At 71.0% G+C, this 18,948-nt stretch carries 16 protein-coding genes; 6 read left to right on the forward strand and 10 right to left on the reverse strand.

The features are described from left to right. Window positions 1–96 precede the first annotated feature (96 nt). Entirely contained in the window at window positions 97–462 is a 366-nt protein-coding gene (locus AB1578_13570; protein ID MEW6488930.1) for a hypothetical protein, read from the forward strand. A gap of 27 nt (window positions 463–489) precedes the next feature. Here AB1578_13570 and asd read toward each other — a convergent pair whose 3' ends face one another. Beyond that, complete coding sequence (asd, locus tag AB1578_13575; GenBank protein MEW6488931.1) at window positions 490–1,383, reverse strand: archaetidylserine decarboxylase; 894 nt, start codon at window positions 1,381–1,383, stop codon at window positions 490–492. 378 nt (window positions 1,384–1,761) lie between these two features. Here asd and AB1578_13580 point away from each other — a divergent pair, with 378 nt between their 5' ends. The 4 genes from AB1578_13580 to AB1578_13595 all read left to right on the forward strand — a co-directional run bounded on the left by AB1578_13580 (window position 1,762) and on the right by AB1578_13595 (window position 8,416). Continuing rightward, window positions 1,762–4,293, forward strand: a complete 2,532-nt coding sequence (locus AB1578_13580) for a TIGR03960 family B12-binding radical SAM protein (protein ID MEW6488932.1) — start codon at window positions 1,762–1,764, stop codon at window positions 4,291–4,293. Between the two features lie 97 nt (window positions 4,294–4,390). Continuing rightward, window positions 4,391–5,896: an Rne/Rng family ribonuclease gene (locus AB1578_13585; GenBank protein ID MEW6488933.1), complete on the forward strand. Its 1,506-nt coding sequence runs from the start codon at window positions 4,391–4,393 to the stop codon at window positions 5,894–5,896. A gap of 131 nt (window positions 5,897–6,027) precedes the next feature. After that, entirely contained in the window at window positions 6,028–7,587 is a 1,560-nt protein-coding gene (locus AB1578_13590) for a methylenetetrahydrofolate reductase C-terminal domain-containing protein (GenBank protein MEW6488934.1), read from the forward strand. Window positions 7,588–7,675: 88 nt separating this feature from the next. Further along, entirely contained in the window at window positions 7,676–8,416 is a 741-nt protein-coding gene (locus AB1578_13595) for an RNA methyltransferase (GenBank protein MEW6488935.1), read from the forward strand. A gap of 135 nt (window positions 8,417–8,551) precedes the next feature. On the opposite strand, the gene AB1578_13600 is transcribed toward AB1578_13595, so the two are convergent. Further along, the gene (locus AB1578_13600) at window positions 8,552–8,749 is read right to left on the reverse strand and encodes a hypothetical protein (GenBank protein ID MEW6488936.1); all 198 of its coding nucleotides are present in this window, start codon (window positions 8,747–8,749) and stop codon (window positions 8,552–8,554) included. 57 nt (window positions 8,750–8,806) lie between these two features. Between AB1578_13600 and sfsA the strand changes: the two genes are divergently transcribed. Beyond that, on the forward strand, window positions 8,807–9,520 hold the full coding sequence (gene sfsA / locus AB1578_13605) for a DNA/RNA nuclease SfsA (GenBank protein ID MEW6488937.1): 714 nt from the start codon (window positions 8,807–8,809) through the stop codon (window positions 9,518–9,520). A gap of 10 nt (window positions 9,521–9,530) precedes the next feature. Here the strand turns inward: sfsA and AB1578_13610 are convergent, their stop codons facing one another. From AB1578_13610 to AB1578_13645, 8 genes are all read right to left on the reverse strand, one after another. Further along, complete coding sequence (locus AB1578_13610) at window positions 9,531–10,358, reverse strand: mechanosensitive ion channel domain-containing protein (GenBank protein ID MEW6488938.1); 828 nt, start codon at window positions 10,356–10,358, stop codon at window positions 9,531–9,533. 483 nt (window positions 10,359–10,841) lie between these two features. After that, window positions 10,842–12,920, reverse strand: a complete 2,079-nt coding sequence (locus tag AB1578_13615; protein ID MEW6488939.1) for a molybdopterin-dependent oxidoreductase — start codon at window positions 12,918–12,920, stop codon at window positions 10,842–10,844. A gap of 426 nt (window positions 12,921–13,346) precedes the next feature. Then, window positions 13,347–14,360 carry an LPP20 family lipoprotein gene (locus tag AB1578_13620; protein MEW6488940.1) on the reverse strand — a complete coding sequence of 338 codons (1,014 nt, stop codon included), beginning with the start codon at window positions 14,358–14,360 and terminating at the stop codon, window positions 13,347–13,349. 73 nt (window positions 14,361–14,433) lie between these two features. After that, window positions 14,434–15,744 carry a hypothetical protein gene (locus AB1578_13625; protein MEW6488941.1) on the reverse strand — a complete coding sequence of 437 codons (1,311 nt, stop codon included), beginning with the start codon at window positions 15,742–15,744 and terminating at the stop codon, window positions 14,434–14,436. Between the two features lie 30 nt (window positions 15,745–15,774). Then, complete coding sequence (locus tag AB1578_13630; GenBank protein ID MEW6488942.1) at window positions 15,775–16,380, reverse strand: penicillin-binding protein activator LpoB; 606 nt, start codon at window positions 16,378–16,380, stop codon at window positions 15,775–15,777. Continuing rightward, the gene (locus tag AB1578_13635; protein ID MEW6488943.1) at window positions 16,380–16,940 is read right to left on the reverse strand and encodes a hypothetical protein; all 561 of its coding nucleotides are present in this window, start codon (window positions 16,938–16,940) and stop codon (window positions 16,380–16,382) included. Before AB1578_13635 ends, AB1578_13630 begins: the two co-directional genes overlap by 1 nt. Window positions 16,941–17,124: 184 nt before the next feature. Beyond that, window positions 17,125–18,093 (reverse strand): NADPH:quinone oxidoreductase family protein, encoded by a 969-nt coding sequence (locus tag AB1578_13640; GenBank protein MEW6488944.1) that lies wholly within the window; start codon window positions 18,091–18,093, stop codon window positions 17,125–17,127. Between the two features lie 10 nt (window positions 18,094–18,103). Continuing rightward, on the reverse strand, window positions 18,104–18,748 hold the full coding sequence (locus AB1578_13645; GenBank protein ID MEW6488945.1) for a nitroreductase family protein: 645 nt from the start codon (window positions 18,746–18,748) through the stop codon (window positions 18,104–18,106). Window positions 18,749–18,948: the final 200 nt, after the last annotated feature.

An 18,948-nucleotide genomic window follows, 5' to 3' on the forward strand; every position in this document is an offset into this window, starting at 1 on the left:
CAGCCAGGCCAAGCTCTACCTGGAGGCCCGCGAGGCCCTGCTGCGATTCGCAACGGGATACCCGCTCGGTCCTGCGCCGGCACCGGAGAGCCCGCCGTGAGCGCGCTTCTGGTCGGGGTGGGCTACCTGGCCGTCGTCTTCGGGGGAGGGGTCATCGTGGAGGCCGCCCTGCGCCGGGTGCTGCGGCCCGAGGACGAGGAGGCGGTCCGGGAGTTCCGACGGCGCGGGCTAACTCGGGGGGGTAAGGTCATCGGGTGGCTCGAGCGGTTCCTGGCTCTGACCTTCATCCTCGCCGGCAGCCACGCAGCCATCGGACTCGTGCTCGCCGCCAAGGGCATCATCCGGTTCGGCGAGATCAAGGAGGCTCGAGAGCAGAAGGTCGCCGAGTATGTCCTGGTCGGCACGATGCTCAGCCTCTCGTGGGCCATCCTGATTGGCTCCCTCCTCCTGTGGATTGCCTGAGGCCGCCCCGGTTGGCCTGGCCGGGGATCACCCGGCTGCGGCCTCGCCGACAGTCTCGCCCATCCGCACCCGCCTCTCCGGCACCAGCTCGGGCCGCCAGCGCACCGCGTCCTTCCCGAACAGGACGATGACCGTGGACCCCATGTTGAAGCGCCCGAGCTCCTGGCCCTTCTCCAGCCGGACCGCGCCGAGCGGGTACTCCCAGCGCCGCACCTCCCGCTGTCGCGGCGGCGTGACGACCCCGTGCCACACCGTCTCGATGCTCCCCACGAAGACCGCCCCCACGAGCACCAGGGCCAGGGGCCCGGCATCGGTGTCGAACACGGCGGCCACCCGCTCGTTTCGAGCGAAGAGCTCCGGGACCGTCCGGGTCGTGGCGGGGCTGACGCTGAAGAGGCGGCCGGGCACGCAGACCATCTCCCGCAGGGTACCCGCCAGGGGCATGTGGATGCGGTGGTAGTCCCGGGGAGAGAGGTACAACGTGGCGAAGGACCCTCCCCGGAAGGGGGCGGCGCGCTCGGCGCTCCCCCCCAGGAGGCGCACCAGGTCGAAGGTGCGCCCCTTGGCCTGGAAGAGCGCGGCCCCCGCGGCGACCCCCGCCTGGCTCACCACGGCGTCCACCGGGGAGACCACCGCCCCCGGCGACGGGTCCACGGGGCGCGCCCCGGGCCGGAGCTCCCGGGTGAAGAAGGCGTTGAACGTGGGGTACGCCCCCGGGGACCGAAACCGCGCCTCGTCCCAGTCGATCCGGTACGCCCGGGAGAACCAGCGGATCAGCGGGTCCTTGAACCACCGCGCCCGGGAGCGCGTGAGCTTCTCCATGGCAGCGGAGAGCAGGTGGTGGGGCAGGGCATACTGGGGCGCCGCCCGAAGGACGTCCCAGACCGAAGTCCGATCGTCCGTGTCGCTGTGCTGGACCATGGAGGCTCCCGAAGAGCTGGGGTGAGAGGGACGGCGGCCGCGGCCGCCGGTCATCCCTTTGTAGGCAACCCGGCCGGAAAGGGCAAGACTCCGGAGCCGTTTCGGCACAATGTTTCGGGCGGGCCGGGGGTCTTCCCGGCTGCGGGGCAGGCGATTGCAGGAGCGACGCCTGCGGCGCCTCTGCGGCCGACCGCTGACCGCCGAGGCGCGGCCGGAGAGGGTGCCTGCGGGGGGCGTCTTCGACGGTGGAGCGCGCTGCTCTTCCCGTGTATGCTAACAAATCCTTTTCGCCCCCCATCCGGACAGGCCACCCGTGACCCAACGCCCGCTCCACCGACCAACGCCCTCCCGGCCCAGGGCCGCCCCCGGGGGTTGCTGATGCGCTACGGCCTCGCCCTGCTGGACGTGGAGAAGCCCGGCCGATACGAGGGGCTGGAGGCGGGCGCGGTCGTCAAGGACTGGGCCTCGGCCCGGCTCCGGGTGGCCCTGTGCTTCCCCGACGTGTACGAGATCGGGGCGAGCCACCTGGGGCTGCCGCTCCTCTACCACGTGCTCAACCGCCTCGAGGGGGTGCTGGCCGAACGCGCCTACGCCCCCTGGCCCGACATGGAAGCCCTGCTGCGCCGCCGGGACTGGCCCCTGGTCGCCCGGGAGTCGGGCCGGGCCCTGGGGGAGTTCGACCTGGTGGGCTTCACCCTGCCCTACGAGCTCCTGGCCACCAACGTGCTGGCCATGCTGGAGCTCGGAGGCATCCCGCTGCTCGCCCGGGACCGGGGGGAGGCGCATCCCCTCGTCCTCGGGGGCGGGCCCATCGCAGCCAACCCCGAGCCCCTGGCGGACTTTTTCGACGCCTTCTTCGTGGGCGAGGCCGAGGAGGGCGCCGCCGAGGTCGCGCAGGCCCTGGCGGCGGCCGTGGCCTCCGGGGCCGACCGCAAGGGCCGCCTGGCCGCCCTGGCCCGGATCGGGGGCGTGTACGTCCCCTCGTCCGTGCGCCCCCTGTACAGCGAAGGCCGCTTTGCGGGTTTCGAGCCGCCCTTGCGGGTGCGCCGCCGGGTGGTGGCCGACCTGGAGCGGGCCCCGGTACCGGACCGGCCGCTGGTCCCCTTCATCTCCCCGGTCCACGAGCGTCTGGCGGTGGAGCTCGCCCGGGGATGCACCCGGGGGTGCCGGTTCTGCCAGGCCGGGTTTCTCTACCGCCCGGTCCGAGAGCGCAGCCCCGAGCTCGTGGCCGACATCGTCGCACGGGGCCTTTGCGCCACCGGCTTCGACGAGGTGGGGCTGCTGTCCCTCTCCACCGGCGACTACTGCGCCATCGGGCCGCTGCTGGTCACCCTCATGGACGCCCACGCCCCCGAGCGGGTGGCCGTGAGCCTGCCGAGCCTTCGGGTCGACAGCCTGGAGCCCCGGCTCCTGGAGGAAGTCGGCCGGGTTCGGAAGACCGGCTTCACGGTGGCGCCCGAGGCGGGCACCGAGCGCCTGCGGCGGGTGGTAAACAAGAACGTCACCGAGGCCGACGTCTTGGAGGCCGCCCAGCGGATCTTCGCCGCCGGCTGGAAGGCCCTGAAGCTCTACTTCATGATCGGGCTCCCCACCGAGACCCGGGAGGACTGGGCGGGCATCGTGGACCTGGTGCGCAAGGTGGCGCGCCTGGCACCGGGGGGGAGGGGCCGGGTGGGAGTGAGCCTCTCCAACTTCGTCCCCAAGCCCCACACGCCCTTCCAGTGGTGCCGGCAGCTCGCCCCGGCCGAGGCCGCCGAGGCCCAGGCCTACTTCCACCGCGAGCTCGGCCGGGAGCGCAAGGTGGAGCTCAAGTGGCACAGCGGGCCCATGAGCGCGCTGGAGGGGGTCTTCTCCCGGGGGGACCGCCGGGTGGGGGCGGCAGTGCTCGCGGCCTACCGCAAGGGCTGCCGCATGGACGGCTGGACCGACCGGTTCCGGTGGGACCTGTGGCAGGAGGCCCTGACCGAGGCCGGGCTCTCCCTGGAGGAGTGCCTGGCGGAGCGGGACCCGGATGGGCCCCTGCCCTGGGACGTGGTGGACCTGGGGGTGGACCGGGCCTTCCTGGCCGCCGAGTGGGAGCGGGCCCGCCGGGAGGTCCCTACCGGCGACTGCCGGGACGGTTCGTGCCAGGGGTGCGGGCTGTGCGACTTCGAGGCCCTCCTGCCCCGGGTGGCCGGCCCCCGGGACTTCCCCCCCTGCCGCGAGCGCCCGGAGGGGGAGGGCGAACCCGGAGGGGAGGACTCGAGCCTCCTGCCCCGCCTGCGGTTCCGGTTCTCCAAGACCGGCCCGGCGAGCCTGCTCTCCCACCTGGAGACCGTGGCGGCACTTCACCGGGCGCTGCGCGCCGCCGGGGTACCCCTGGCCTACTCCCAGGGGTACCACCCCCACCCACGCCTCACCCTGGGCCCGGCGCTCTCCCTCGGAACCGAGAGCCTGGCAGAGCTGGGAGACGCCAAGCTCCGGGAGGTGCCCCCCCTGGCCGCCGCCCAGGCTGCCCTAAACGAGCACCTGCCCGAAGGGCTGCGGGTCGAGGCCCTGTGGACCCTCCAGCCCGGCTCCCGCGGCCTCACGGGGGGCGACACCCGGGAAGAGTACCGGGTCTGGCCCACGCAAGCGGCCTCGGCCGCCGCCGCGGCCCGGGGGGGCTGGGAGGCCGCCGTGCAGCGTTTTTGGGGCGTGCCCGATTTCCCGGTGGTCAAGCGCCGAAAGAACAAGCCCGACCGGGTGCTCGACGCCCGGGCCTACGCCGAGGGCCTGTGGTTCGACGGCGAAGCGCTCGCCGTGCGCCTGCGCCGGGCCCAGGACGGCACCGCCCTGGGCATGGAGGACTTGGTGCGCGCCCTGGCCGGGCTGCCGGAGGCCGAGCGGGCGTGTGCCCGTATCCTGAAGACCCGAAACGAACTGGCGTGAGGGCCCTGCGCCCCGCCGACAGACCTGGGGATCCGCCATGAAGACCGACAGCCCACCCTCGCACCCGGCCGTCCACGTGGCCGAAGCGGCCACGACCCTGACCAAGGAGATCGTGATCAACGCGAGCCCCCAGGAGACCCGGGTGGCCCTCCTGGAGAACAAGCTCCTGGCCGAGCTCTACATCGAGTACGTGAAGGACCGGCGGGTGGCCGGCAGCATCTACAAGGGCCGCGTCGTGAGGGTGCTGCCCGGCATGCAGGCCGCCTTCGTGGACATCGGCCTGGAGAAGGCGGCCTTCCTCTACGTCTCAGACGTGAAGTCAGCGGTGAAGGAGTACACCGAGCTCTTCGGCGCGGAACAGGAGCTCGACGACGACGAGCCCTTCCCCCGGGCCCGGGTGCTCTCCCCCATCGAGGACCTCCTCCAGGAAGGCCAGGAGATCCTGGTCCAGGTGGCCAAGGAGCCCCTGGGCCGCAAGGGGGCCCGCATCACCCAGTTCGTGAGCCTGCCCGGGCGCAACGTCGTCTACCTGCCCGACGTGAACCACGTGGGGGTGTCGCGGCGCATCACCGACGAAGCCGAGCGCACCCGCCTGCGGGAGACCGTGACGGGGCTTCGCCCCGGACCCTCCGGGGGCTTCATCGTACGCACCGCCGCCGAGGGGTGCAGCGCCGAGGAGCTCCAGCCCGAGATGGAGTTCCTCGCCCGCCTCTGGGACGAGATCGGGAAGAAGGCCGCCCGGGCCCCCGCCCCCAACCTGATCCACTCGGATCTCGACGTCACCTTCCGCTCCATCCGCGACCTCTACGCCCCCGACGTGCAGCGCGTCGTGGTGGACTCCCCGGAGGAGTACCGCAAGATCCTGGAGTTCGTGGAGAAGTACGTGCCCCAGGCCAAGCCCGCGGTGGAGCTCTACACCCGCCCCGAGCCCATCTTCGACTTCTACGGCATCGAGCTCGAAATCTCCAAGGCCCTGGAGCGCAAGGTGTGGCTGAAAAGCGGCGGCTACATCGTCATCGAGCTCACCGAGGCCCTGACCGCCATCGACGTGAACACGGGCTCCTACGTGGGCAAGCGAAACCTCGAGGACACGATCCTCAAGACCAACCTCGAAGCCGCCCGGGAGATCGCCTACCAGCTGCGGCTTCGCAACATCGGGGGGATCATCATCCTCGACTTCATCGACATGGAGGTGGAGGAGAACCGCCAGAAGGTCTTCGAGGCCCTGGAAGCGGAGCTGCGAAAGGACCGGGCCAAGACCAATCTGCTGGAGATCTCGAGCCTGGGCCTGGTGGAGATGACCCGAAAGCGCATCCGGGAGAGCCTGGGACGCACCCTGTGCGAGCCCTGCCCCTACTGCGAGGGCAAGGCCACCGTGAAGGCCCGCACCACGGTGGCCTACGAGCTCTTCCGGGAGCTCCGGCGGCGCCGCCGGGGCTTCGTGGGCGAAGAGGTGGTGGTGCTCGCCCACCCCGACGTGGTGAGCTACCTCTACGAGGAGGAGCGGGCGAGCCTGGAGGATCTGGAGCGGGTGCTCGGCCGGCGCATCTCGCTGCGCGCCCGGCAAGACTACCACCAGGAAGATTTCGAGGTGCTGGGGTAGGGGGGCAGCGACCGCCCCAAAGCGTCAATTCCGGGCCGCCCACTTCGTTGACTTCGCCGGGGCCGCTCCCTATAATCCGCCGCGTTTGCTCTTCGTGCTGTTCATTTTCCCCCGGGAGAGGAGGAAGGATCGTGGCCGAGAATCTCACGAAATTCCAACAGTCGCTCCTCGACAAGAACGCCCTGAGCATCACCTGGGAGCTCGTGCCCGGCCGGGGCTCCTTCGAGAAGGCCCAGGAGGTGGTGGTCGCCTCGGCCCAGGAGGCAGTCAAGGGGGGCAAGGTCCACGCCCTTACCATCACAGACAACCCGGGGGGCAATCCCGCCATCTCCGCCGAGATGCTGGGGACCGAGATCCTCAAGATGGGGATCGAGCCCCTGGTCCACTTCACGTGCAAGGACAAGAACCGAAACCAGCTCGAAGGGCTCTTGTACGGCATGGAGCGCGCGGGGGTTCGAAACCTCCTGCTCATGACGGGCGACTATACCTACACGGGTTACATGGGCCGCTCCAAGCCCGTGTTCGACATCGACCCCAGCATGCTCCTCCACATGGTGACCGACCTGAACAAGGGGCTCGAAGTGCCCACCATGAAGGGCACCGCGACCCTGGCGCCCACCCACTTCTTCGCCGGGGCGGCGGTGAGCCCCTTCAAGGCCCTGGAGTCCGAGCAGATGGGCCAGTACTACAAGCTCAAGAAGAAGCTCGAGGCAGGCGCCCAGTTCATCGTGACCCAGCTCGGTTACGACGCCCGCAAGATCCACGAAGCCCTCCTGATGGTGAAGCACCTGGGCTACGGGCACGTACCGGTCATCGGCAACATCTACCTGCTGCCCCTCGGTGCCGCCCGGCTCATGAACCGCAACGGCCTGCCCGGGTGCGTCGTCACCAACGAGCTCGTGGCCGCCATCGCGAAGGAGGCGGAGGCCGAGGACAAGGGCAAGGGCAAGCGCCTGGAGCGCGCGGCCAAGATGTACGCCATGATGAAGGGCATGGGGTTTTCCGGCGTGCACATCGGCGGCCACGGGATGAAGTACGAGGAAGTGGAGCAGATCATCGCCAAGGGCGAGGAGCTTGCCTCCAACTGGCCGGATCTCGTGCGGGAGTTCGACTTTCCCCAGCCCAACGGCTGGTACTACTTCGAGAAGGACCCCAAGACCGGCCTCAACGCCGAGTTCCCGGTGGACCGCTCCAAGGACCGGGCGAGCGCAGGCCTGGGGTACAAGGCCTTCCAGGTGCTCCACCACGCGATGTTCGAGGAGAAGGGCTTCCTCTTCAAGCCCATGCAGGCCTTCGCCAAGGCCGTGGACGGCTCGGCTGTGGAGCACGCCTTCACCCGGGTCGAGCACTTCATGAAGGTGATGACCAACGAGTGCATGCACTGCGGAGACTGCGGCCTGTTCGACATCGCCTACCTGTGCCCCACGAGCCAGTGCCCCAAGGGGCAGAGGAACGGCCCCTGCGGCGGAAGCTTTGAGGGCTGGTGCGAGGTGTACCCCAAGGAAAAGCAGTGCATCTACGTGCGGGCCTACCCGAGGCTCAAGAGCCACGGCGCCGAGGACACTCTGGGGGCCTACCACGTGCCGCCGGTCAACTACGACCTGCTCTGGACCTCGTCCTGGCTCAACTTCTACATGGGGCGCGACCACTCGGCCAAGCGGCTGGGCATCAAGCCCCCGGTCAAGAAGTAGCGCCGCGCCCGTTCCGAGCCCATTGCAAGAAAGGGGAGGCCCCGGGGCCTCCCCTTTCTTGCCTCTCCCGCCCTGAGGCCGAAAAGCCGTGTCCTCCCTGGACCTCGTATCCGTCGTCCTCGTAGAGCCCCTGTACGGGGGCAATCTGGGCAGCGTGGCCCGGGTGATGGCCAACTTCGGCCTCTCCCGCCTCGTCCTGGTGAACCCGGCATCTCGCGCGCTGGAAGACCCGTCGCTCCCGGCCATGGCCCGAACCGCGGTGGACGTGGTGCGCGGGGCCCGGCTCGCGACGAGCCTCGAGGAGGCCCTGGGGGAAGCGCAGGTTGCCCTGGGCTTTACCACCCGCCTGGGCAAGCGCCGCAGGGACGGCATGGACCTTCGGACAGCGGCGCAGCGCCTCTCGCAAGAGGCCCCCGCGGCTCGCGTCGCCGCGGTCTTCGGTCGGGAAGACGCGGGACTCACCACCGCGGAGCTCCAGCGGTGCCACTGGCTGGTGCGCATCCCCACTCATCGGCGCCTCCCGAGCCTCAACCTCGCCCAGGCGGTGGGGCTCTTCTGCTACGAGGCGTCCTTGGCCCTGGCCGCCCCCGCTGCGCCCGCGGTCCCGGCGCCCGCGCCGGTTGGGGAGCTCGAGGGGTTCTACGCCCACGCCGAGCGCGTGCTGCACGAGATCGGTTTCATCGAAGAGGCAAGCCCGGCCCGGATGATGAACGAGGTGCGGCGCATGCTCTCCCGGCGGCTTCCCGAGCCACGAGACGTGCGGATCCTGAGGGGAATCCTCGCGAAGGTCGAGGCGGCGCTGGCGAGGGGGCGGGGTCGGGACGCGTGAGACGCGAATCGTGAGAGGTGAGGCGTGACGGGGTGTCGCCGACTGCCCTCCTGGTTCGAGCTGCCCGCTTCTTCGCGCCGCCCGGCGCGAGGCCGACCTACCCGTCACGCGTCACGCGTCACCCGTCGCCCCCGTTCACTTCGCCTCGTCGATTCGCTGGAGGCGCTCGTCCTGGGTGCGGTTGAGGAGGTCCACGGTACCCTTGGCGGCTTCCAGGGGTTCCAGCACCACCTGGTCTCCGCTGCGGGAGTGGAGGGTATCGAGGTCCCGGACCACGAGATAGGTGATGGTGAGCAGCGCGGCGAGGACGACGATGAGACCGAGGCCTTTCACGGGGCACCTCCGGGGCGGGTTCGCACCCCGAACTCATCGTCCCGGGGAGCACGCCCCTTGAGCCCGCCCGTCTTCGTCCCTTTTCCGGAGCCCCGGCGGTTCGCCACCTTTCTGGGCCGGCGGCAGCGGTTCCTGGCGGACATGGTGCTCGACGACGGCACGCCCGCCGTGGCCCACTGCCCCAACACGGGCTCCATGCGGGGGTGCCTCTTTCCCGGGCGCATTGCCCTCTTGTGGGACAGCGCCAATCCCGCCCGCAAGCTCCGCTACACCTGGAAAGCGGTGGAAGGCCCCGCCGGCTGGGTGGGTGTCGACACCGCCGTGCCCAACCGCCTGGCCGAAGCGGCCATCCGCGCGGGGCGGGTGCCCGCGCTTGCGGGCTTTTCGCAGATCGTCCGGGAGCGGCCCCTGGGCGAGCACAGCCGGGTGGACCTGCTGCTCTCGGGTCCGGGGCTGTGCTACGTGGAGGTGAAGAACGTGACCCTGGTGGAAGGGGGCGCCGCGCGCTTCCCCGACGCCCCCACCGCCCGGGGCCTCAAGCACCTGCACGAGCTCGCCGCCCAGGTGCGGGCGGGCCACCGGGCCGCCATGCTCTACGTCGTCCAGCGAGGCGACGGCCGGTGGTTCGAGCCCGCCGCCGACATCGACCCCGCCTACGCAGAGGGTCTTCGGCGGGCCGCTGCCGCGGGCGTGGAGGTCTACGCCCTGGGGGCGCGGGTCAGACCCGAAGGGGTCGAGGCCGCGGGCCTCCTGCCCGTGCGCGGCATTTGACCTAAAAACCCTACGCGGCGGCAGCATCTCCCTTGACGGAAAACAGATGCACGTCGCGCTGCGGAAAGGGAATGCAGATACCCTCGGCGTCGAAGCGCTCCTTGATGGTCTTGTTGAGGTCGAACAACGTGGGCCAGTAGTCGCCGGATGGCACCCAGGGGCGCACCGCGAAGTCGATGCTGCTCTCCCCGAGCGCCAGCACGCCGATGGTGGGGGCCGGGTCGCTGAGAATGCGCTCGTCCTTGCTCAGGATGTCTTCCAGAACGGCCTGGACCCTGTTGAGGTCGTCGCCGTAGCTGACCCCCACCACCAGGTCGACGCGACGGGTCTCCTTTGCGGAGAAGTTCGTGATGTTGCCGTTGGTGATCTGGTTGTTGGGGACAATGATCTGTTTGTTGTCTGGGGTACGCAGCTTGGTCGTGAAGATCTCGATCTCCTCCACGATCCCCATGGTACCGGCGGCCTCGACGAAATCCCCAACCTTGAAGGGCTTGAAGATGATCATCAGAATGCCTGCAGCAAAGTTGGCCAGCGACCCCTGCAGGGCCAGGCCCACCGCCAGGCCGGCTGCGCCGAGGACGGCAATGAAGGAGGTCGTCTGCACGCCGAGCTGGTTGAGGGTGGCGATGATCACCATCACCATGAGCAGGGCATAGGTCAGGTTGGAGGCGAAGGACACCAGCGTCTCTTCCACCTTGCCGCGCCGCAGGGCGGCACGCAGCGAGTTGCGCAGCACCCGCGCCACGATTCGGCCGATGACGAAGATGGCGACCGCCATCACCGCCTTCAGGCCCCAGAACTGCACGGCTTCCAGTAGTTTGTCCGCAGAGAACTCCATCGTCTCTCCTCCATGCCTTGGGGGGTCGGCCGTTGGGCCGAGGGTCCATCGGCCGGTGGGAGGTGCCCACAAGACCGTCCACGTTGTCGTCGGCCGCAGCACGCCGACTGGGCTGGAACCGGAGCGCGGGGGTGCTGTGGCGACGGGAAGGAAGGACTTTAACAGAGGATCGCAGACCGGCAAGAACAGCCTCGCACTGCCGTCTGCCGGCGCATGGATTGGCGCTCGGGCCCCCCGGCAGAACGGGCCCACGATCGGGCACTGCGACCCCCCGCCACGGAGACCGGTCCGGCGAGGGCCGGGAACGGGCACCGTCCAAGGAGGCAGGGAGATGCCGGTTGCAGGAACGCTCCGTCGGAGGTTCTCCGGCGGGGGCCCGGCACGTCCGTTCGCTCCCGAAATCGCCGGGAGAAAGGACCAAGCACGAGCTCTCGGAAGCCGCCCGGACGCAGCTCCCCTGCCACACCGGTCGAGCGCTACGCCCTATCCCCGCCGGATCCGGCAGCCCAGCCCCTTGAGGTTCGGGGTGCCGAACTCCTTGCCCAGGGCCTGGGTGGACGTGAGCATGTTCAGGTTGGCCCGGTCCCAGTCGTACTGGCGCTGGGGGTCGCCCTCGGGGAACCACCACCCGTGGGCGGCGCAGAGCACCCGGGGATGGAGGGTCCCGACCAGGTGGGCCTGCTGGACGATGCGGCCGTGCCGGGTCTCGATGACCACCGGGTCGCCCTGGCCGATGCCGTGGGCTGCCGCCGTCTCGGGGTGGAGCTCGACCCGCGGCTCGGGCCGCTGCCTGCGCAGCTTCTCCACCCAGCGGTAGGAGGAGTGGAGATAGAAGCGGCTCTTGGCGCTGGTGAGGAGGAGCGGGTAGCCGGGATCCTCCTCTTCGGGCAGGCCGCGCCACGCCGGCAGGGGGCTGAGCTGGAGCTTCTCGGCCGTGCTCAGGCGCAGCTCCACCTTTCCGGTGGGCGTGCGAAACCCCTTCTCCTCGTATCCCCGAAAGCGTTCGGGCCCCTTCAGGTACCCCTTCTCGGCAAACTCCGCATACGACAGCCCCGAGGGCCCCAGGACGTCGTCGAGGAACCGCTCGGCGTCGTCGTGCCACAGCTCGGGCGGGCTCAGGCGCCGGCCCAGGTCGCTGAGGATCTGCATGTCCGACCGGCACGCGGCGGGCGGCTCCACGATCTTGGGGCGCGCCACGATGAAGCCGTGCCCGAGCCCGTAGTGGCCGATGTCGTTGATCTCGAACTGGCTGGCCACCGGGAGCACCACGTCGGCCATGGCGGCCGTCGGGGTCATGAAGAGATCGGCCACGGCGATGAAGTCGAGCTTCTCGAGGGCCCGGTGGGTCTGTCCGCTGTCCGCATAGGAGAGCATGGCGTTCGAGCCCATGGCATAGAAGCCCTTGATCGGGTAGGGCGTCTCCTCCAGGACGGCGCGGCGGAAGAAGGCCGGAGGCACGGTCATGAACCGGGGGATCACCCCGTGGTGGGCGCTGACCATCTCCGTGCGCTTTCCGGGAAGGAGGTCGGCCCGCACGAACTCCGCCAGACCGAGAATCCTGGGGTCGCGGGCGTCCAGGTTGCCGCCGGGCACGTCCAGGTTGCCGGTAATCGCCATCAGGCACAGCAGCGCCCGCACCGCGTCGAAGGCGTTCACCGTCTGCTCCAGGGGGTTGCCCCACTGGATCACCGCCGGCCGCGTGGTTGCGTAGAGCCGGGCCGTGTCGCGGATGACCGGGGCGGGAACCCAGGTCACCTCGGCCATGCGCTCCGGAGTGTACTGGCGCACGTGGGCGGCCAGCTCGTCGAAGCCGTGGGTCCACCGGGCCACGAACGGCGCATCGTAGAGCCGCTCTTCGATGATGACGTGGAGCATGGCCAGAGCCAGGGCGTGGTCCGTACCGGGGCGCAGCTGCACCCACTGCTCGGCCCGGCCCACGAGGTCGGTCCTGCGGGGGTCGATCACCGCCAGGCGCGCGCCGGCATCCAGCTGGTCGAGGAGCAGGCGGCAGATCTCCCCCTCCTCGTTGGTGGCCGTGATGTTGCTGCCCCACAGGAGGACGAGCTTGCTCGGGTGGTGAAAGTCGGCCACCGGGTAGAAACCGCAGGTATGCACGCCGGCGATCTCCCGGGGCGCGTGGCACACGTCCTGGGAGGCCACCACGTTGGGGGAACCGAACAGGTTCGCCAGGCGGATCAGCACGAAGTGCTCCAGCCCCTTGGGCATGCCCACCCCGAAGGCCACCGCCCGCGCTCCGTGGGCCTCGCGGATGCGGCCCAGGTTCTCCGCCACGTGGCCCAGGGCTTCGTCCCAGGAGATCCGCTCCCACTGGCCGGCGCCGCGCCTGCCGAGCCGCCGCAGGGGGTGGGTGAGGCGGTCGGGGTGGGTCAGCCGATCCGGGGACGCGAGGCCCTTGGCGCAGACGTAGCCGCGGCTGAAATATGCCTCAGGGTCGCCCCTGACCTGCACGATCCTGCCGTCCTGCACCCCCACGAGGAGCCCGCAGCCGCCGTGATCCATGCGCCCACAGTGGGTCTTCCTCCACTGCACTGCCTCTGCCATGATCCTCTCCCTCGTTTCCCCCGGGCGCCCCGGCTGGCCGGCACGGCCTTGGGCGCCCGTGCGCAACCCCCTTACCCTTTCTGTCGGCCGGCGGCAACCCCCTTGTCCCCACCCCCTTGTCCCCAACGAACTGCAAGGACCCATGAGGATGAGGGCCAGGCCGACCAGAATCCACCACCAAATCACGGGGCGGGTTCCGGGAGCCCCGGAGCATAGCCCCGTGCCGCATCGACCGATCCGCCACAGCCGGTGGAAACCGGTGAAGCGATGCGCACCGATTCCGTGAGGGGGCCCCCCTCCAATTCACGCGGATTGCGGGGCGGAGCGCAGGGGCTCCCGGAACCCGCTCGCCACCCAGGTGGCGGATCGCGGCCGGGGCCCGTCCTTGAGGTCCTTGAGGTTCCCTGGGTCCGTGCTCCCCTTTCCTCAGCGCTTCGCCCCCGCGCCGAATCCCAGGAGCACCCCGCCGAGCTCGGCCTCCAGGAGGCTCGCCGCCTGGTCGGCGGCCCGGCGGCGGGCCAGCTCGGGCTGCTGGCCCGAGGCCTTTACGTCCCACCGATGGGAGCCCCGCACCGCTCCCCCCCGCTCCTTCAGGCTCACTTCGAGGGTGCCCCGCACCCAGTGCCAGCCGTCGGCGCCCGGGTGCTCGGTGGCCGACAGGCGGGCGTCGAGCTCGTAGGCCGCGGCCTCCCCCGCCTCGGGAAGGAAGCCCGCGGCCGCCAGCGCCGCCCCCGCCGCCCGTTCCAGGCCGCCCAGGGGGTCTTCCAGGGCCCGCGGGGCCACCCGCAGCCGGCGGCGGACCTCGGCCTCGTCGGCCTCCAGGCGGGCCAGCTCGTACGGTGGCGGGCTGCCGGCACCCGTGGGGTCCACCACGGCCAGCAGGCGCTGCACCTGGGCGCGCTCCCGTTGGGCCTCCACGGCCCGGCCGGCGGCCCCGATCTGGACCAGGAGGTCGTCGCTGGCCCGGGCCTGGGCCAGGGCCTCCCGGGTCACCCCGTCCAGGCGCGCCGCCTGCTGGCGCAGACCCGTGCCCGCCTGGAGCCGGTCCAGGACCGCCAGGGCGTGGTGGGCGCGGCTGCCCGGATCCTGCCAGGCCTCGGCGATCCGCGACCCCTCCACCACCTGGTCGGTGCGGGCGGCGATCCACCGGGAGGCCTGGGCCTCCAGGCGGGCCGGCGTCCCCTCCCCCTGGGATGCGCTCGTGTAGGTCACCCGGTCTTCGCTCTCCTCGCTCACCCGTACCCGGAAGTTCTTGGCCAGATCCGCCCGGGCCCGGTCCCGGGCTAGGGCAGGCGTATCCCCCTGGCCGCGGCCCAGGAGATAGCGGGAGGCCGGATACGCCTGGGGCGTGTCGGCCACCCACTCGGGCCGGGCCGGGGCCCCGGCGCAGCCCAGGGCCAGGAGGAGGACAACCGTGAGAGTGGGGGCGGCGCTTCGCATGACGAGTGCCTCGCGAGGGATCGGGTCAGGGAATGGGGCAGGGAATGGGCCGGGGAATGGGCCAGAAGACGGATCAAGGCTCGGGCCAGTGGTAGGAAAGGTAGGTGCGCCGGCCCCCCTCGACCCGGACCCCGGGAAACTCCTGCCGGCACAGCACCCGGTCGGAGGCCCCGAGCACCTCCAGGGTAACGTCGTGGCGCCCCGCCTCCAGCGCCACCCGGGCCACCTGGATCTGGGCGGGCAGGGTCAGCCAGCTGCGGGTATCGGCCCGCTCGGTCAGGACCGCGGCCAGATTGAGGAGCACCGAGGCAGCCTCGTTTCGCTTCTGGACGCTCTTCGCGGCGGCAAACTTGGCCACCGCCCGCGCCAGGGCCCGCGCGGTGATTCCCGGCAGGAGCGCCTCGTGGTTGGCGAGCGCGATGGCTTCGATGTCGTGCGCCAGCTCGGTGTAGGCGGTACGGTCTCCCGCCGCAACCCGCGCCCGTTGGGCGTGGCGGGTCCGGCGCTCGTAGCGGGGCAGGGAAACCGAGACCAGGAGGCCCGAGGCCGGGTCGGGGAGGACCAGCGACTCCTCGCGCTTCACGGGCGCCAGCCCGCTGTGGAGCAGGAAGACGACCTCCCCCAGGCCCTCCTCCAGGGGAGAGCCCTCGGTGGGGACGTCCCCGAAGGCCTGGCGGTATCCCTCGCGCTCGTCGCTAAGCCCCATCCGCGCGGTCAGGCGCAAAAGATCCGCCTGGAGCGCCGGGGGTACCGCCAGGGGGTAGCGCTCGCCGTGGGCCCGGTAGGCCTCGAAGGCCTTCCGGTACGCGATCAGGGCATCACTCCACTCGCCCCGCTCCTCGTAGAGAAGGCCGGTGAGGTATCGGGCAAAGGGATCGGCGCGAAACGGGCTCTCCGGCGCCCGCTCCGCCAACCGGCGCAGCCGCAGGTCCACCTGGAGGGCCTCCACCCTGGCCTCGTCCCGGCGACCCTCCTCCAGGTAGTTGAGGGCGGCGTACATGTGGAGGAGCACCTGCTCGTGGGGCTCCCCCTCGTAGCTGCGAGTGGCGTCGTTGACGAGAAAGGAGGCCGCCTGCTCGCTCACGCTCAGGGCCGAGAGGGCGTCGATCAACTCCTTGGCCTGCTCGAAATGGGCGTTGCTGCCCGCGAGGTCGCCGGTGAGGCGAAGGAGCATGGCCCGGTTCAGGAGGTAGAGCAGGCGGTCCCGGCCGGCGTGCTTCTGGGCGTCGAGGAGCACCAGGGCATCGGCCGGCCGTTGGGTCGCGAGGCAGCGCTCGATGGGCGCAAACGACCGGCTGTGGCCGGCACACCCGGTCAGCCCGGTGGGCCCGGCCAGGAGCCCCGCCAGGGCGAAGACCAAGCCCCGCCGGGTGCCTGCGCCCATCCCCTGCACCGGCCCGGCTCCCTCCCCCGCCTACGAGCGCAGCCGGCTGCGCTCCACGAGCTTCTTGATCTTCTTCTGGCCCACCCACACCTTGCGGTTGTCGGCCATGCTGAGCAGGGTCAGGTCCACCTGGTAGTAGCGCACCTGGGTCTGGCCCGAAGCGTCGATGATGGTATTGATGGTACCCTGGAGCATGAAGTCGGCGCCCCGCTCCTGCCCCATGGCCTTGCGGGTGCTCTCGCTGGCGTGCAGATCCTGGTCTTTGCGCTCCTCCCGGATCTCCCCCCGCTCCCCCCGGGACGCCACGAACTCCACCCGGCCCGAGTTGATGACCGCCCGCTCGATGTCGGCCACGAAGGTGGAGACGCTGATGTGCTCGTGGCTGAGGTTTCGGATCTCGCCCACGATGACCGCTGGGCGGCCGCTGCCGGCGCGCTCGCGCAGCCACAGCCCCTCGAGCATGTCCCCTACCATCTCCTCCGACACGAGCCGGGAATCCGTGTCGTTCCACGCACCGCTCAGGTCGCGCACCTCGCCCGCGTCGAGGCGGGTGACTTTAGGGGCGCACCCGGCCGCGCACAGGGCTAGGAGGGTCGTCCAGACCAGGCCTCGGGCGATTCGACCAGTACACCGCATCACTTCTTCTCCCGGATCAGGCGGTCGAACAGGTTGTCGCCGTGGGCGTCGAGGTGCTGCCGAAACCCCGGGCTCATGTCCTTGACCGCGCCGGTGGCGTCCTTGATCTGTTTGAGGTCGAGCTCGGCCAGGGAGTAGACCGTGCGGGTCCTGGGGTCCTTCCAGTGGGCGATGATCTTGGCCCCGCTCAGGTTCACCTGGGTGAGGCTCTGGATCTGCTGGCTCACCGCCTGTTCATTGGAGCGCCCCTCTCCGGCCCCCACCGCGGCGGTGTAGTCGGTGCCCACCACGTCCATGTACGAGGAGAGGACCCGCGCCAACTCGGCCCGGGCCCGGTTGTCGGCGGTGGAGACCTGGAGGGACGCGTCCCCGAGCTCCGGCGCCTGCCCGACCCCGTGGAAGAGCCGCCCGCCCCGGTCGTTCAAGACCTGGGTGCCCTTGTTCACCCAGTCCGGCGCCCCCTTGATCCCCAGGTCGCTCTCCACCAGCGTCTTTCCCGAGCAGCCCGCCAGCATCCCCAACGCCGCGACGGCCGTCAGCACCCGCGTCACCCTTCCCATCGCACTCCTCCCCAACGTGTTCGAGGCACACCGGTACACTTGCACGCTTCTATGGTTCGGCCGGGAGGCCGGAGAAGATGAGGGGCAGGCAGCAGAAGAACCCAGGGACGAAAAAGACGGCAAGGACCGAAAGGACCACGGGCCCGTCCTTGCAGCCCTTGCGGTCCCTTGGGTCCCTGCCCCCTCACCCCAGAACCAGCACCAGCTTCCCCACCGCCGTGCGGGCCTCCAGGGCGCGCACTGCCTCGCCCGCACGCTCCAGGGGGTAGCGGTCGCCGATCGCGGGCCGCAGGCGGCCCTTGGCGAGGAGCGCGAGCACCTCGTCGGCCACCCGGCGAGGCATGGCGGGATCGCCGGCGGCGTACTCGGGAAAGGCCACGCCTGCCACCGATGCGTTTCGCAGGAGGAGGCGGTTCACGGCGACGGTCGGGATCGCGCCGCCCGCAAAGCCTACCACGAGAAGCCTCCCGCCCGGCGCGAGACAGCGCACGCTGTCGTCGAAGAGGGCGCCCCCCACCGGGTCGAAGACCACGTCGATCCCCCTGCCCCCCGTGGCGTCGCGCACCAGGCCGAGCCAGGCCGAGCCGGGGTCGAACACCACCTCGGCCCCCGCGCCCCGCGCCACCGCCTGCTTCTCCTCGCCGGCGGCCGTCGCGAGCACCCGCGCCCGAGAGGCCACGGCGATCTGCACCGCCGCCGAGCCTACACCGCCCCCCGTCCCGTGGACCAGCACCGTCTCCCCGGCCCGCAGGCCCCCGCGCCACAGGAGCGCGAAGTGGGACGTGCGGTAGTTCAAGGGCAGGGCCGCCGCCTCGGGGAACGGGAGCTCCTCGGGGACGGGGAACGTGTAGAAGGGCTCCGCCGCCGCCACCTCGGCCCAGGCCCCCCAGCGCACGAAGGCCGCCACCCGGTCCCCTGGGCAAAACCCGCTCCCGGCGGGCGCCGACCGCACCACGCCGGCCACCTCCGTGCCCGGCACGAAGGGCGGGGCGATGCGAAGCTGGTACTTCCCACGCAAGACCAAGGCGTCTGCATACGACACCCCCGCCGCGCGCACCTCGATCACCACGCGGTCGGGATCGTGGGGTTCGGGGACTTCGGCCGGGAAAAGGGCGCCGGGGCCGTCGAGGCTTTGGAGCACCATGGCGCGCATCGCCGTATCCCTACTTCTTCGGGAAGCCGACGCCCTGGGTGAGCGTGATGCGCTGGGCGTCGGCGAGACCGAGCGCCCGGGCGAGCGCGGGGCGGTCCACCAGGGCCCGGACCCCCGTGGCGAGCCCCTCGGAGGCGCAGAAGAGGTACACGTTCTGGCTGATGAAGGCGGCATCGGCAAAGGCCCACGGCTCCACCTGCTCCGGCGAGGCCCCGGCCATCCGGGCCGTGTCGGCCACGTACACCAGCGTCACGGGGGCCTCCCGAACGAACTCCTGCCTCCCCGTGAGGGCGCGCAGGTCCCCCGCCACGAGCGGCTTTAGTGCATGGCCCGTCGGGTCATAGACGTACGCCCCCTCCGGCAATACGACCACCAGGTCGATCTCCTGCCAGTTGCGCGCCGAGGGCGCCGTGCGCTTGCCGTCGGGCCGATTGATCCCCCACGCGGCCCACAGGAGGTCGGACAGGGTCTGGGCCGGCAGCGGCTCGGGGGCAAAGGCCCGGCTCGTGCTGCGCAGTTTCAGCGCCTCCCTGAGGGGCATCCCCCCCTCGGTCCGGGGCGGCGGCAGGGCAATCGGCGAAAGCGCCTCGGCCATCGCCGGCACCGCGGCCAGCCATCCCCCCAGGAGCACGAGCCCAAGCCTCCCGTACCGCATCGCGACCCTCCCTTCCGGCCTCCCGCCCCCTAGCCCCTAGCCCCTAGCCCCTGACCCCTAGCCCCTGACCCCTAGCCCCTAGCCCCTAGCCCCTAGCCCCTAGCCCCTAGCCCCTAGCCCCTAGCCCCTAGCCCCCAGCCCCTGACCCCTAGCCCCTAGCCCCTAGCCCCTAGCCCCTAGCCCCCAGCCCCCAGCCCCTG

This window comes from Thermodesulfobacteriota bacterium (assembly GCA_040756475.1).
Classification (GTDB): domain Bacteria; phylum Desulfobacterota; class Deferrisomatia; order Deferrisomatales; family JACRMM01; genus JBFLZB01.

Coding starts and splice junctions, on each gene's coding strand:
- asd (MEW6488931.1), bottom strand. CDS start 1,383: ATGGTCCAGCACAGCGACACGGACGATCGGACTTCGGTCTGGGACGTC.
- AB1578_13580 (MEW6488932.1), top strand. CDS start 1,762: ATGCGCTACGGCCTCGCCCTGCTGGACGTGGAGAAGCCCGGCCGATAC.
- AB1578_13610 (MEW6488938.1), bottom strand. CDS start 10,358: ATGGAGTTCTCTGCGGACAAACTACTGGAAGCCGTGCAGTTCTGGGGC.
- AB1578_13615 (MEW6488939.1), bottom strand. CDS start 12,920: ATGGCAGAGGCAGTGCAGTGGAGGAAGACCCACTGTGGGCGCATGGAT.
- AB1578_13620 (MEW6488940.1), bottom strand. CDS start 14,360: ATGCGAAGCGCCGCCCCCACTCTCACGGTTGTCCTCCTCCTGGCCCTG.
- AB1578_13625 (MEW6488941.1), bottom strand. CDS start 15,744: ATGGGCGCAGGCACCCGGCGGGGCTTGGTCTTCGCCCTGGCGGGGCTC.
- AB1578_13630 (MEW6488942.1), bottom strand. CDS start 16,380: ATGCGGTGTACTGGTCGAATCGCCCGAGGCCTGGTCTGGACGACCCTC.
- AB1578_13635 (MEW6488943.1), bottom strand. CDS start 16,940: ATGGGAAGGGTGACGCGGGTGCTGACGGCCGTCGCGGCGTTGGGGATG.
- AB1578_13640 (MEW6488944.1), bottom strand. CDS start 18,093: ATGCGCGCCATGGTGCTCCAAAGCCTCGACGGCCCCGGCGCCCTTTTC.
- AB1578_13645 (MEW6488945.1), bottom strand. CDS start 18,748: ATGCGGTACGGGAGGCTTGGGCTCGTGCTCCTGGGGGGATGGCTGGCC.